Here is a 15,410-nt window from a genome sequence, read left to right as displayed (position 1 = left end):
GCGCAAAGCAAAGTTGCGGTCTTTACCAGCTATTGCACAAGGAAATGGCCAGTGAGGGCCTAAATTCCTGGCATAACCGGAAGAACTGGGCCAGACCCGGGACGGACTCACCCAAAAGATGAGCATCAAATATCAAATAAATTCTTTACGAAATCATAATTCTAGACTGAAAAATGAGCGATCAATCACCGGCTTTAGGTGAAAGCAACCCTCGCGGAATCGCCATTCCACTCCTTCCGGCCAGCGGATCAAACTGAGCAAGTCCGCCATGGAGCGCAATGCCGGGGGACCTGTTAAGAGATTCCTTCGCGTCTGCACGCAAGCATGCGATAGGTTGTCCTTCATTTTTTGTTACACTTACGGTTTTGCTCTCGTTAATTCATCATCAAGGTCCACCAAGCAACTGGGCCTAATGCGGAGCTTTCTCGATTTTCCTAACCCGACCCCACCAGGCTACGTGTTGTCGCGCCCTCATAGCTATGATGCGAGACTTATAAATCCGGAAATGGTAGCTCATCCGTGTCAAGATGCCGTTTCAGGATGAATATTCACACATGAAATCGCGTTTCTCCCGCTCCATCCGCTGGTCTGCCTGTTTATTCTGCCTTGTATTCAATGCACATGCCGACACGCCACCCTCAACATCGAAAAACAGGAGTGAACGGGCAGACCCGGCCGCCAAGGCAGAAACCAAGAATAACAAACCTGTATTCATCGATGCGGAACGCATACAAGGTCATCATGAATATGAAATCGAGGCCAGGGGCGATACCGAGTTGCGCCGCGGCCCTGTTGTCTCAGCCGATCAAAATAACGTACCCGTCAAACAGTCCGGCAGTGCGCCGGACAGTGCCCCATTGCAGCCGCAGCAGAACTATACACTATCGCCGGCTGCAAAAGATGGACCCGCTTCAGGATTGCCTGTTACCGCTGCGGAAAGCAAAGACGATGCGTCTGTATTGGCTGGGGTCGAGCACTTGCCAGGACATCTTGAACGGGAGGGAGAGGCTCAACTGCGTAGTGGTGCCCAAGGCGGCCAAACCGGACCGGCGCCGGCCCCATCGGCGCCGGCCCCCGCGTTAAAAGATGGAAGCAGGCTGGCAATGCCGGGTGCGGGGACAGAACCCGGTAAAAATAAGCCCGTAACCATCGGGACCGAGCAAATTTGGGGACACCTTGAGCAGGAAGGCGATACCCGGCTGCGGCTGGGCGGCGCGGTGGCGCCGGGCGATGAGCCCCGATTGGTGGCGTTGAAAGATGGAAGTGCATTGACTGCTCCATCCACCAAGCCGGAAAAGAAAGAAGCTAGACCTGTGTTTGTTTCGGCGGATCGCCTGGAGGGTCACACCGGACAAGAGATTGATGCAATCGGGAAGGCTGAACTGTTTAACGGCGACCAGTTTATCTCTGCGGATCGAATGAAATACCATCAGGATACGGATATAGCCGAGGCCCAAGGCGGTGTGCGTGTCGAACAACGTGGAGATATATTGGAAGGTTCACGGCTCACGTTCAATCTGGCAGATAAAACCGGGCAATTGAGCGATCCCAACTATCGTTTAAAAGATGCAAGCAGCCGGGGCAACGCCAATATGCTGCTGTTTGAAGGCGAGGATCGATACCGGCTTCGGCAGGCGACCTATACAACATGTCCGGCTGGAGATGATGATTGGTATCTGCAAGTCGACGACGTCGAAATCGACAACGCAAAGAAAGTGGGTACCGCCCGGAAAGTGAAACTGACATTCAAGGATACTCCAATCCTGTATACGCCCTGGATGGATTTCTCGTTCAGCGGGAAACGCAAGACCGGACTTCTGGCCCCCCTGTATGGGTACAATGTCCGGACGGGTATAGAACTGACGGTGCCGTTCTACTGGAACATCGCACCCAACGTTGATGCAACAATCTCTACGCGCGCGATGTCGCGGCGTGGTGTCGCATTGAACAGCGAGTTCCGCTATCTGGGAACCACCTTAAATGGCAACTTGATTGGCGAGGTATTGCCAACCGACCTTGTTACCAAAGAAACCCGCTATCGTGTGTCGTTCGGGCATAATCAGACCTTCGGTCAGCATTGGTTCACCCGCCTGGACTACAACAGGGTATCCGACGACACCTACTTCCGCGATCTGGGTAATACCATGAATCTGACCTCCCGAACCAATCTATTGCAGCAGGGTCTGGTCGCCTACAATCGTAATCTGGGAGACAGCGGAACGCTGAATGTCACTTCACTTGTGCAGCAATTTCAGACTATCCAGGATCCCCTGAACCCGATTGTGCCTCCTTATAAGCGGCTACCGCAGGTTACCCTTACCGCGAATAAAGCCGATGTTCTCGGACTGGATTTCAATCTTGTCAGCAGTTACACGAACTTTTCCCACCCTACTCTGGTAAGCGGTCAACGGGTCACGTTCTTTCCCAGCGTCAGCTATCCTATGCGAAGCGCATTTGGTTATATCACTCCGAAGGTTGGTCTGCATCATACGACATATAACCTCGAGTCTCCTGGCTCATCCTCCGGCGTACCACAAGATACGGATCCGTCTCGCACCCTGCCACTGTTCAGCGTGGATAGCAGCGTCATGTTTGATCGAAAAACGGAATTGCGCGGAGAACGGTTCACTCAGACTCTCGAGCCACGGCTCTTTTACGTTTATGTGCCATTCCGTGACCAGAATTCACTACCCAATTTCGATTCCGCCAAGACGGATTTCAGTTTTGCCCAGATCTTGACCGAAAATCGCTTTAGTGGCAGCGACCGTATCAACGACGCAAATCAAATGACCTTCGCGCTTACATCCCGTCTGATTGAGGCGGATACCGGCAAAGAGCGTTTGCGGCTCGCCGCCGGTTATCAACTCAGCTTTATAGATCGCCGCATAACGCTGGACGCACCTTCGACAATCAACAGAAGACCGGATTTTATTGCCGCGATCTCGGGGTTTATCACCCCAACGATAAGCACCGATACCAGCGTGCAATTTGACCACAGCAGGCTGATGGCTGACGTGGTGCGTTCAGGCTTGAGCTATCGCCCCGAACCTGGCAGGGTAATAAACTTTGGCTACCGGTTTACCCGCGATGTGTTGCACCAGGTCGACGCGTCGTCACAGTGGCGGTGGTCGGAAAGATGGCAAACTGTGACACGGCTGAATTACTCGGTACAGGATCAGAAGATTCTGGAAGCGCTGGCGGGACTTGAGTATAATGCCTGTTGCTGGTCATTGCGGTTCGTGGTCCAGCATCTGACTCTTGCCACTCAGAGAACAACGACTGCGGCTTTTTTGCAACTTGAGTTGAATGGCCTGATGCAAATCGGATCAAATCCGCTACAGGTATTGCAGCGTAGCATTCCTGGATACACCAGGACCGGCAGCCAGGGGAGTGGCACAGTGGAGGGGCCATAGCCCGGATCATAAATTGCGAAGGCTCGCGGATTGCCATGATTTCCTTACTCTGCAATCTTTGAACTTAAATCGGCAGTGGACTGCTCGTTCTCCAGTTTAGCGCTATGATCCATAAAGGCTTCTTGCGCCACTTGACCTTCACCTTCATGGTGAGTACGCTACAATCACCAGATTTTGGTTGATACGCTTATTCGCATGGGCACGAAATTTTTGTTACGTCCCCCTGTTCTGCTGGCTATGTTCACGGCCGGGATCGCTATTGCTCAACAACCGGCCTATTCCAGCGGTATTCAATCTATAGACCATATCGTCGCGGTTGTGAACGAGAATGTCATTACACGCAACGAACTGGATGAAATGCTTAAAACCGCCGTTAAACAATTAGAGAAACAGGGTATGCAGGCGCCCTCGCGGGCGGTAATGGAAAAGCAGATGCTGGAGCGCATCATCGTCAATCGCGTACAACTGCAACTCGCGAAAGAAACGGGCCTGACCGTCAGCGATACCGAACTCGACCAGACTATCCGCCGCATCGCCCAGGAGAACAAGCTGTCATTGTCGGAATTTCACAGCGCGCTTGAGGAGGATGGGATCAGCTTCAACAAATTCCGTAATGAAATTCGCGACGAAATTATCTTGGTACGGCTGAAAGAACGCGAGGTAAACAATCGGATAAGCGTAACCGAAGGTGAGGTGGACAATTTTTTGCATACGCAGGAAAACTCGGCAGACAGCAGCGAATACCGCATCGCCCATATTCTGATCCAGTTACCGGAGCAGGCGGATGCCATAAAAATCGAGGCTATGCGGCAGCGAGCAGAAGCGGCTCTGGCTCAATTGAAGGATGGCGTCGAGTTTGCCAAGGTTGCCGCCGAATTCTCCGATGCAAGCGACGCCATGCAAGGCGGCTTGCTGGATTGGCGCCCCGCCAGCCAGCTGACCAAGAGATTCGCCGATTACGTGACCCCAATGAAACCCGGTGAATTATCTTCGATAATCCAGAGCCCGAACGGCTTTCATATCCTCAAGCTGGTCGACCGGCGCAATCAAAACGAAGCCATAACGATGGTGGACCAGACCCATGCTCGCCATATTCTTGTCAAAATCAATGAGCTTACGTCCGAAGGCGATGCCCGGCGCCGAATAACGGACCTGAAAGAGCGTCTGGACAACGGTGGTAAATTTGATGAACTGGCGAAACTGCACTCTGAAGATGCGAGTGCTGCATCAGGAGGCGATTTGGGCTGGGTCTCGCCGGGTGACACCGTACCGGAGTTCGAGCACGCCATGAGCGCACTTAAGGACGGAGAAATCAGCGGACCGGTACAGTCCCCATTCGGCTGGCACCTGATTCAGGTAATTGAACGCCGTTCCCAGGACATGAGCAAGGAACGGCAGCGGCAAACGGCGCGCCAGGCAATCCGTGCGCGTAAAGCCGACTCGGCTTTCCAGGACTGGCTGCAACGATTGCGTGATCGGGCTTACGTCGAATACAGGCTGGAGGAAGGCTAATATCGAAACGCTGTTATCAAACGCGTTCGATAGCATAAGTGAAGAAAATGACTTCCTTCCAGTAGTGCCATGATCTCTCCTGGAATTTCCGTAACGCCCAAGCTGGCCCTCACCGCGGGTGAGCCTGCCGGAATCGGTCCGGATTTGTGTGTACAAATCGCTCAGCGGAATCTGCCATGCGGGCTGATCGTTATCGCCGACCGTGAGTTGTTGCGAGAGCGCGCCCGGTTGTTACGGCTTCCACTGGAAATAATAAACTACTCCCCGCTCAGCAACACCGAACACAGAATCGGCTGCTTGCAAGTACTGCACATACCGCTGGCTGTACCGGCGACTTCTGGAAAACTTGATCCAGCCAATGCGCGCTATGTTCTGGAAACGCTAGAGCATGCCGTTGATAGGTGCATGAATCGTGAATTCGATGCGATAGTAACTGCGCCGGTACATAAAGGTATCATTAATGACGCCGGTATCGCGTTCACCGGTCACACGGAATATCTTGCCCAGCTCACGAACAGCCGGGTAGTCATGATGCTGGCGGGCGGCGGCATGCGGGTAACGCTGGCCACCACTCATCTACCGCTAAAGGACGTCGCGGCGGCCATCACCCGCGAAATACTGGAGCAAAAACTGCGAATTATTCATCACGACTTGATCACACGCTTCGCCGTCGAGAGGCCCCGCATCGCCGTGGCGGGACTGAACCCTCATGCGGGTGAATCAGGCCATCTTGGAAGAGAGGAAATAGACATTATCATTCCTTTGCTGGAAGAACTGCGTGACGAAGGCATGAATTTAATTGGCCCGCTACCCGCCGACACGCTATTCAATCCTTCACACCTGAAGAATTACGATTGTGTATTCGCCATGTATCACGATCAGGGACTGCCGGTGCTAAAACATGCCAGCTTTGGCACAGGCGTGAACATTACATTGGGGCTTCCTATTATCCGCACATCGGTAGATCATGGCACTGCCCTGGATCTAGCGGCAACCGGCCGGGCCGATCCCGGCAGTTTACTGGCGGCAATTGATATGGCTATGATGCTGGCCGGAAATCGGAAGTAGTTCAGGAAAAATGGGTGCTTTACCATAAATAACAAGCCGGATTCCCGCGACACCGGTTGCCAGACAGGATTCATGCAGCACACTCCCCGTAAGCGTTTCGGCCAGAATTTCTTGATTGATCGCCCAATCATCGCGGATATCGTTCGCGCCATCCATCCGGGCAAAGACGATCTTCTAGTGGAGATCGGACCTGGATTAGGGGCCCTGACGCGTCCTCTGCTACAATCGCTCGATCATTTGCAAGTGGTGGAGATCGATCGTAATATCGTCGAACGCCTGCACCGGGAATTTTTGGAAGAGCGTCTGACGATACATTCGGCCGATGCGCTGGAATTCGACTTTTCCGTGCTTGGAAAGAATCTTCGGGTGGTGGGTAACCTGCCCTACAATATTTCCACGCCACTCCTGTTTCATTTGGCTCGATTCGCAGACGGTATCCGCGATATGCATTTCATGCTGCAAAAGGAAGTGGTGGCGCGCATGGTGGCTCAACCCTCCACTCCGGACTACGGACGGCTTTCGGTCATGCTGCAATGCCGCTTCGAAATGGAACAACTCTTCATCGTCTCCCCAGAATGCTTCCATCCCGCGCCAAAAGTAGAGTCGGCGGTTGTGCGCATGATTCCGCGCAGGCAACCGTTAATTGCAGCGAACAAGGAAAGCATATTTGCTGGAATTGTCTCCGCCGCGTTTTCGCAACGGCGTAAGACCCTGCGCAATACATTGCACGGATATCTCAAACCAGAAGACTACACGGCACTGGAAGTCGACCCGGGAAAGCGGGCAGAGAACTTATCCGTGACACAGTTTGTCGCGATTGCAGATTACTTAAGTGAACGGCAGCTTCTGCCGTAGTACAAGATGGCCCATAGACTTTCAGTAGAAATTTATCGGCTCTCATTCGGAATATGAAGAGCGATTTCTTATTTATTTAATATTCCGGTCATGAGCCTGAGTATAATTCAAGAAAAGACGCAGAAAATGAAGACACTCCTTCTTCAGCCATCATCATGAAACTTCTTTCGCCCCTTGCATTCACCTTTACGGTCTTGTTGACCTACAGCCTGGCGCAGTCAGCCAATGCGACTATCTATTGGTTTACCGACGAAAATGGTGTCGCACATTTCAGCAATGTACCCACGGATAAACGTTACGTTCCGTTTACGTCGACCAACGACACCGTTGCCAAGAAAACAATTCCCGGCACACGTGACAGGCAGCCTGATATGCCGGCCAAGGCTCAGTATGGCGCCATCATCGAAGAAATTGCCGGGATTTACGCCCTGGAAAGTGCACTGGTACATGCCGTGGTTTCCGCGGAATCTGCTTACAACGCCACGGCAGTATCGAAAAAAGGCGCGGCGGGCCTGATGCAGCTCATGCCGGATACCGCGCGGCGATATGGCGCCACCGACCGTTTCGATCCCGTACAGAATCTTCATGCCGGTACCCGATATCTGAGTGACTTGCTGAAAATGTTCAATGGCAATGTAAGCCTGGCACTGGCTGCTTACAATGCAGGGGAGAACAATGTCGTTAAGTATGGAAATCAGATTCCGCCGTTCCAAGAGACCCGGATGTATGTGCCAAAAGTACTGGATCTTTATCGCAAATATCAGGTCAGCATGAAGCTGCCCCCGGTACGACGAGGAATCTGAAAAAACTAGCGACTAACGAAGATACTGCGAATAAGAAAGCTATCGAAGACAGACACGGCTTTTCTCACCCAAATAACCCGGAAGTAATAGGTCTTCGACTTAGGCAGTCATATCATTCGAAATTGCTCTTATTTCTTCGGCATATACAGGTCAGTAATCGACCCTTCCGCAATTTCGGTAGCAAAAAATACGGTCTCAGACAAGGTTGGATGCGGGTGGATGGTGAGTCCAATGTCTTCCATATCCGCGCCCATTTCAAGCCCCAGCACTGTTTCGGCGATCAGCTCGCCGGCGTTCACCCCTACGATACCCGCACCAAGAATACGGCGGCTCTTTTTGTCCAGCAGCAGTTTGGTCAACCCTTCGTCGCGCGCCATTGCGATCGCGCGGCCACTTGCCGCCCAGGGAAACACCGCTCTTTCGTACTCGATACCTTGTTTGTCAGCTTCGGTTTCGGTCAGACCCATCCAGGCGATTTCCGGGTCGGTGTAAGCCACAGAGGGAATGGCGCGGGCATCAAATGCCGCTTCTGTAGCATGTTCTCCACCCGCAATGATTTCCGCGGCGAGCTTGCCTTCGTGCGACGCCTTGTGAGCGAGCATAGGCTCGCCGCAAATATCACCGATGGCAAAAATATGTGGAACATTGGTGCGCAGCTGTTTATTTACCGGGATGTAACCACGTTCATCGACATTGACGCCGATGTTCTCCACGCCGCTATCGCGGCCGTTGGGGCGGCGCCCCACCGCCATCAGAATGCGGTCGTAGAGCTGCGGTTCAGGTGCAGGGACGGTATCGGACGCGCTTTCAAATGTAACTCTCAAGCCATCCTCCCGCCTCTCGATCCCTGTAACCTTGGTTCTTAGGTAAATCGCTTCGTAGCGTTTCTGTATGCGCCGGTGCAGAGGCTTGACGAGATCCGCATCTGCGCCGGGAATCAATTGATCCATCAACTCCACCACGCTGATTTTGCACCCGAGTGCGTCATAAACTGTCGCCATTTCCAGGCCGATGATACCCCCGCCAATGATAAGCATGCGCTTGGGAATATCTTCCAGCTTCAGCGCACCGGTCGAATCCATGAGACGGGGATCGTCATAGGGAAAGCCGGGAATACTTGCCACGCTTGAACCTGCAGCTATGATGCAATGCTCGAAAGATACGGTTCTCAGGCCATCAGGCGTTTCCACCTGAATCATATTCGGAGAAACGAACTTACCCGTTCCTTGCACCACTCGCACCTTGCGCTGCTTCGCCAACCCAGTCAGCCCTTTGGTAAGTTTGGCGACGACAGATTCTTTCCATGCCCGCAACTTATTGAGTTCTATGGCGGGCTTGCCGAAAACAATGCCTTGGCGCCCTGTTTCTTCAGCTTCGGTGATGACTTTCGCCACATGCAGAAGTGCCTTGGAGGGGATGCAGCCGACATTGAGGCATACACCGCCGAGCGTGGGGTAACGCTCGATCATGACGACTTTTTTACCGAGATCAGCGGCGCGAAACGCGGCGGTATAGCCGCCCGGTCCCGCACCCAGTACCACGATATCGGCATGAATATCGCCCTGTGGAATATCGCGAGATCCGGCCGGCTTGGATTCTGAATTTACCTTGGCAGACGAGTCTGGCGGCATCCCGGCCTTCTTCGGTTCGGACGCAGATGATGGAACAGGCGTCTCAATCGGCTCAGCCGACGAAGCTGGCTTGGCCGGTTCAGCCGCTGTTTCCAATACAAGTATGATCGTCCCCTCCGACACTTTATCGCCGATCTTGACTTTAATCTCCTTCACGATGCCCGCCTGAGGCGCGGGAATCTCCATCGTCGCCTTATCGGTTTCCAGCGTGATAAGCGATGTTTCCTTTTCCACCGTATCGCCCGGCTTCACCAGCAGTTCGATAACGGGAACGTCCGTGAAGTCTCCGATATCAGGGATTTTTATTTCGATCAACTGAGTCATGACAAACTTTATATAAGGAAAAAATCCGAGCTCTCTTAATTTCTCGTGGCTCTCTTTGTTGGAAATATTGTTGCCTGATTTGTTTATTGTCTGATGTGTCCATCGCCCAGTACGATGAATTTCTGGCTGGTCAGTCCTTCCAATCCCACCGGGCCACGCGCATGAATCTTGTCGGTGGAGATGCCGATTTCCGCACCGAGGCCGTATTCAAACCCATCGGCGAAGCGGGTAGATGCGTTTACCATCACGGAGCTGGAATCAACCTCGCGCAGGAAACGGCGGGCGCGGCTATAATCCTCGGTAATGATTGAATCGGTATGCTGGGAGCCATAAACGGCAATATGCTCGATGGCTTGATCCAGTCCGCTTACCACCCGCACACTCAGAATCGGCGCAAGATACTCGGTGTGCCAATCCTCTTCCACCGCTTCATTCATTTGCGCGATGATGGCGCGAGATGGCGCATCACCACGCAGCTCCACTCCTTTATCTAGATAGATTTTGCACAGAGGAGGTAGCACCTCCCTGGCAATGGCTTCATGCACCAGCAGCGTTTCCATAGTATTGCAGGTTCCGTAACGCTGCGTCTTGGCATTGTCGGCAATGCGGATAGCCTTATCCAGATCGGCTCCCTCGTCTATATAAACGTGGCATATACCGTGCAGATGCTTGATGACCGGAATACGTGCTTCATCGGAAATACGCTCGATCAACCCCTTGCCGCCACGCGGTACAATCACGTCAACGAACTCTTTCATGGTAATGAGTTCCCCCACAGCCGCCCGATCAGTGGTTTCGATCACCTGAATCGCGGTCTCAGGCAACCCGGCGGCTTTCAATCCTTCCTTTACGCAAGCCGCGATGGCCTGGTTACTATGAATCGCTTCCGACCCACCGCGCAGTATGGCCGCGTTACCCGCCTTAAGGCATAATCCCGCGGCGTCGGCCGTAACGTTGGGACGCGCTTCGTAAATGATGCCCACCACCCCAAGGGGTACGCGCATTTTCCCTACCTGTATGCCAGCGGGGCGGAAACTCAGATCGCTGATTTCCCCAATTGGATCCGCCAGCGCGGCAATTTGCAGCAGACCTTCCGCCATGCCGGCAATACCTTTCGAAGTAAGTGTCAAACGATCAATCAGGGCCGTATCCAACCCTCTTGTTTTTGCGTTTTCCACATCCTTTGCGTTCGCGACCAACAGCTCCTGCTCATCGCGCTGGATGGCCATCGCCATGATGGCGAGAGCCTGGTTTTTAGAGGCGGTCTCCGCTCTGGCGACGAGGCGCGATGCGCTACGAGCCTCGCGCCCTATTGATTGCATGTAAGTTTTAATGTCTATGATATCCATATCTCACTTCCGCTTAGACAATGAATTGACTCACTCATGACTGATCCAACAATGATGGACGCTGTCACCGCTTGCCAGCTGCCAAACGCAATCCCAGTTGCAGTAATTCATCCCATGCGTCACCTTGCGCCACACCCTTGCTGATCCTATCTATTTTCGCGGTATGCAACAAGGCCTGCACCAATTGCTTCATACTGAGACGACTGACTGCGCTTTCCACAATTTTCTGTTGATCTCCCCCCCATACCCTGGCTTGATTCATCAGTTGCATGAGTGGCCTGCCTGAATCCCGTCCTTCAAGAATGACAATCAGCGAGCGAATCTGGCCCGCGAGTGTAGCAACAATAAACGGCAATGCCGTACCCTCGCCCTGCAAGCCTTCCAATATCCGGGTATACCGGACGGTATCCGCCGCCATCATCGCATTGGACAGTTTGAAAACATCGTAACGCGCCACATCCAGCACCGCATCCTTCACCTGATTGAAAGATAGCATGCCCACCGGGTAGAGCAGCGCGAGTTTCTTGAGTTCCTGGTGGGCCGCGAGCAGGTTGCCTTCCACTTTGCCGGCAAGAAATTGTAATGTCTCAGGTTCGGCACTTTGCTCCTGCATTTCAAGCCGTTGACTAATCCATGCGGGCAAGCGGCCACGCTCCACCGGAGAAACCGGAATCATTACACTCGATTTCTCAAGCGCCTGAAACCATTTTGCCGCAGAACCCTGCTTGTCAATTCTAGGCAGGGTAACAAGCGTGACAGTGTCGGGTGGCAGCGAATGGCAATATGCTTCTATAGCCGCGCTACCTTGAATTCCTGGTTTGCCGGACGGAATACGTATATCCATTATACGTCGTTCCCCGAACAGTGAAAGACTACTGCTGCTCTGCCGCAAGTCAGCCCAATTGAAGTGATAATCTATCGTGAAAATCTCACGCTCACTATAGCCGGCCTGACGCGCCCTGGTACGAATTAAATCGGCTGCTTCAATGGACAGCAGCAGCTCGTCGCCAAATACCGTATAAAGCGGCGCAAGCTGTTTCTGAAGATGCCGGGAAAGCTGCTCGGGGCTAAGACGCATGGCTTTAAGCTATTATCCTAAAATCCGCTGGTTGGCCGCTCATTTTCCTGGATAATACTTTGATTCATATAGATTTCTTGCGCAACCCGATTCTCACCTTTTGCGTGGGTCCGCTACGAGGCAGATTGCACCGTTTCCAGGTCTTCACCTGAATCCGCGATTGAACCGCATTGCCGGATTCAGGAAGATTTGGCGGGTGCTACTTTCACCGCCTCCAGTCGCCGCAAGATTTGCTCCGCGGAGTCGTTTTGCATTTCCCGGACGAGCATTGCCTCCTCTCCCTCCTTTGCCACGACCTGCGCATCTGTATAGGGAATGATGCGACGCAGGGCAATCTCATTGGTGGGAATGAGATCTACTCCTTTGGCATCATAGAGGCGAAAAGAAACCCGGTACCGCAATTCGAACTCGCGCACTCTTCCGCCTCCCGATACCGACATGATTTGTTTGTCATTCACTACACTGATAATATCCAGCGTAGCTTGCGCGTCTTTTGCCTTTTCAACCACACGCGTGGTGGTACCCGCCTGAATGAGACGCCTAACATCCATGCCAATGGGATGCCCTACGGGAAAAGAAACATAAATGGTTTTAAACGGCAGCGAGGCTTGACCGCGCAACTGAAAACCGCATGCGGTGAGCACGAAACACAATGCAACCAACAAGATATTTTTCATGGTTAAATCCTCACGGGTGACGCTTATATCCTTACACAACGATATTCACGAGCCTGCCCGGCACTAATATCACCTTCTTGACCGTCTTTCCGGCAATGAATTTCTGTACTTGACTGCTTTCCAATGCCATACGTTCAATCGCTTCTCGCTTTGCATCATTGGCAATACATATCTGACCGCGTAGTTTACCGTTGACTTGCACTACCAGCTCAATTTCATCCTGCACCAAAGCTGTGCTATCGGCTTGCGGCCATGGTTGATCGAGGAGCTCGGTTCCCGGTTTGAGTTCACGCCACAACGCATGACAGATATGAGGAACGATGGGCGACAGCAGCAATACGATTTTCTCCAGCGATTCCCGCATCAAATCACGCGCTGCCGGACTGGAGTCTTCCAGTTTTCCGAGAGCATTCATTAATTCCATCATCGCCGCGATGGCGGTATTGAAAGTGTGGCGTCTGCCCAGGTCGTCGCTTACTTTGGCGATGGTCTGATGCAACTGAAAACGCAATGCCTTGAGTTGGCCGTCAGTATCGTTACCTTGCGCTGGATCGGACGCCGGCACGTCTTGTTGCAGGTGCTCATACACTTGTTTCCACAACCGTTTCAGAAAGCGGAAAGCACCCTCCATTCCAGTATCCGCCCATTCCAGCGTCTGCTCTGGCGGACTGGCGAACATCATGAATAGACGGGCGGTATCGGCACCATATTGTTCCACCAGTTTTTGCGGATCAACACCATTATTCCGGGATTTCGACATGGTGCCAATGCCACCGGATTCAACCGGTTGGCCATCCGCGCGCAGCAGCGCACCGATGGGCTTGCCTTGCTCATCCGTCTGAATATCCACGTCCGCCGGATTGAAATAGGTGACGCGTCCGGTTTCGGTTTTCCGAAACATGATCTCATTCAGCACCATGCCTTGCGTCAGCAAGTTGGCAAATGGCTCATCAAACTTTACCAGCCCGAGATCACGCATGACTTTGCTCCAGAAGCGGGAGTAGAGAAGATGCAAAATAGCGTGTTCGATGCCACCGATATATTGATCTACAGGCAGCCAGTAATTCACGCGCGCATCGGTCATGGTTTCAGCCATCGCCTTGCCTTGGCCAGTACAGGCATAACGGATGTAGTACCAGGAGGAATCCACGAAAGTATCCATGGTATCCGTTTCCCGGCGTGCGGGTTTGCCGCAGGCCGGGCAGGAACACTCGTAAAATGACGGGGTTTTTGCCAGCGGATTGCCAGCACCATCCGGCACAAGATCCTCCGGAAGCACTACGGGAAGCTGGTCATCCGGAACTGGTACCACGCCGCATGTATCGCAATAAATCAGGGGAATGGGACAGCCCCAGTAACGTTGGCGTGAAATGCCCCAATCGCGCAGGCGATAGTGCACCCGTTTTTCGCCCAGTCCTTTCTGTTCCAGCACTGCCGCTATCGCGTCCACCGCTGCCTGGAATTCAAGGCCGGAAAACTCACCTGAATCAAAGGTCACACCATGCTCTACATACGCCTGCGTGAGGGGGATTGCCAGATTGCCGTCACTCGGCTTGATCACCGGCCTGATTCGCAGTGAATATTTTGCTGCAAACTCGAAATCGCGTTCGTCATGGGCCGGAACAGCCATTACCGCCCCTTCGCCGTAGCCCATCAATACGTAATTAGCGATCCATACCGGCAGCTTCACCTCGGTCAGCGGGTGAATAACAAACAGCCCGGTGTTCATCCCTTTCTTTTCCTGGGTGGCAAGTTCCGCTTCCACGGTGGCGCCGTGCTTGCAAACCTCAATGAATTCGGCAAGTTTTGGATTGCCTCTCGCGGCGTATAACGCAACGGGATGCTCGGCCGCGATGGCAACGTAGGTTACGCCAAGCAGCGTATCGGCACGGGTGGTAAAAACTTTCAGCGCCTGTGGCATGCCCGAAAGCGTATCGGCAGGAAAGATAACGTCGACACCAAAACTCTTGCCGATCCAGTTGGCCTGCATGGTCTTGACCCGCTCCGGCCAGCCGGGCAGGACACTCAGTGTTTCCAAGAGCTCGTCGGCATAGGCGGTGATTCTCATGTAATACATCGGGATTTCGCGTTTCTCCACCAGCGCCCCGGTGCGCCAGCCGCGCCCATCTATCACCTGCTCGTTGGCAAGCACGGTCTGATCGATAGGGTCCCAATTTACAATGCCGGTCTTTCTATAAGCCAATCCCTTTTCCAGCATTCGCAGAAAAAGCCACTGATTCCAGCGGTAATAGTCCGGTGCACAGGTAGCAAGCTCGCGGTCCCAGTCTATAGCCAGTCCCAGACTCTGCAACTGTTTACGCATGTAAGCGATATTGTCGTATGTCCACCGCGCGGGGGGCACATTATTTTGTATCGCTGCGTTCTCCGCGGGCAGACCGAAAGCATCCCATCCCATGGGTTGCAACACGTTGTAACCTTGCATGCGGCGATAACGCGATAGCACATCGCCAATCGTGTAGTTGCGCACGTGTCCCATGTGCAGCTTACCGGATGGATACGGAAACATCGACAGGCAGTAATATTTCGGCTTGCCAGCGATCTCAACGGCCTTGAAAGCGGCACTCGTCTCCCAATGCCGCTGGGCATCCTGCTCGATTTGCTGCGGATGATATTTTTCCTGCATAATCCGGCTCGCCATAAAGCTGAGAATTATACCGCGAACAAATACCCCCGGTGCCA

The 15,410-nt window shown here is 53.1% G+C and carries 10 protein-coding genes; 5 read left to right on the top strand and 5 right to left on the bottom strand.

All coding sequences use genetic code 11. The features are described from left to right. Positions 1 to 554: 554 nt before the first annotated feature. The 5 genes from BLR00_RS04895 (at position 555) to BLR00_RS04875 (ending at position 7,651) form a co-directional block, all read left to right on the top strand. Entirely contained in the window at positions 555 to 3,413 is a 2,859-nt protein-coding gene (locus BLR00_RS04895; protein WP_074634136.1) for an LPS-assembly protein LptD, read from the top strand. 195 nt (positions 3,414 to 3,608) lie between these two features. Continuing rightward, entirely contained in the window at positions 3,609 to 4,925 is a 1,317-nt protein-coding gene (locus BLR00_RS04890; RefSeq protein WP_074631097.1) for a peptidylprolyl isomerase, read from the top strand. 69 nt (positions 4,926 to 4,994) lie between these two features. Continuing rightward, the gene (gene pdxA / locus BLR00_RS04885) at positions 4,995 to 5,993 is read left to right on the top strand and encodes a 4-hydroxythreonine-4-phosphate dehydrogenase PdxA (protein ID WP_074631096.1); all 999 of its coding nucleotides are present in this window, start codon (positions 4,995 to 4,997) and stop codon (positions 5,991 to 5,993) included. Positions 5,994 to 6,065: 72 nt separating this feature from the next. Next, a complete protein-coding gene (rsmA, locus tag BLR00_RS04880; RefSeq protein ID WP_074631095.1) occupies positions 6,066 to 6,848 on the top strand; it encodes a 16S rRNA (adenine(1518)-N(6)/adenine(1519)-N(6))-dimethyltransferase RsmA in 783 nt (260 codons plus the stop codon). Positions 6,849 to 7,003: 155 nt separating this feature from the next. Then, positions 7,004 to 7,651: a transglycosylase SLT domain-containing protein gene (locus BLR00_RS04875; protein ID WP_074631094.1), complete on the top strand. Its 648-nt coding sequence runs from the start codon at positions 7,004 to 7,006 to the stop codon at positions 7,649 to 7,651. A gap of 128 nt (positions 7,652 to 7,779) precedes the next feature. Here BLR00_RS04875 and lpdA read toward each other — a convergent pair whose 3' ends face one another. The 5 genes from lpdA to leuS form a co-directional block, all read right to left on the bottom strand. Continuing rightward, a complete protein-coding gene (gene lpdA / locus BLR00_RS04870) occupies positions 7,780 to 9,606 on the bottom strand; it encodes a dihydrolipoyl dehydrogenase (protein ID WP_074631093.1) in 1,827 nt (608 codons plus the stop codon). Between the two features lie 83 nt (positions 9,607 to 9,689). Then, positions 9,690 to 10,955, bottom strand: coding sequence for a glutamate-5-semialdehyde dehydrogenase (locus BLR00_RS04865; protein WP_074631092.1), 1,266 nt, complete (start codon positions 10,953 to 10,955; stop codon positions 9,690 to 9,692). Positions 10,956 to 11,019: 64 nt separating this feature from the next. Continuing rightward, the gene (holA, locus tag BLR00_RS04860; RefSeq protein ID WP_074631091.1) at positions 11,020 to 12,033 is read right to left on the bottom strand and encodes a DNA polymerase III subunit delta; all 1,014 of its coding nucleotides are present in this window, start codon (positions 12,031 to 12,033) and stop codon (positions 11,020 to 11,022) included. A 179-nt stretch (positions 12,034 to 12,212) separates the two neighbouring features. Next, the gene (locus BLR00_RS04855) at positions 12,213 to 12,710 is read right to left on the bottom strand and encodes an LPS-assembly lipoprotein LptE (protein ID WP_074631090.1); all 498 of its coding nucleotides are present in this window, start codon (positions 12,708 to 12,710) and stop codon (positions 12,213 to 12,215) included. A 31-nt stretch (positions 12,711 to 12,741) separates the two neighbouring features. Next, positions 12,742 to 15,354: a leucine--tRNA ligase gene (leuS, locus tag BLR00_RS04850; protein WP_074634135.1), complete on the bottom strand. Its 2,613-nt coding sequence runs from the start codon at positions 15,352 to 15,354 to the stop codon at positions 12,742 to 12,744. Between the last annotated feature and the right edge of the window lie 56 nt (positions 15,355 to 15,410).

This window comes from Nitrosospira multiformis, assembly GCF_900103165.1.
GTDB lineage: Bacteria > Pseudomonadota > Gammaproteobacteria > Burkholderiales > Nitrosomonadaceae > Nitrosospira > Nitrosospira multiformis_D.
The sequence above is the reverse complement of the archived record's forward strand: the minus strand, read 5'-3'. Positions and strand labels throughout refer to the sequence as shown.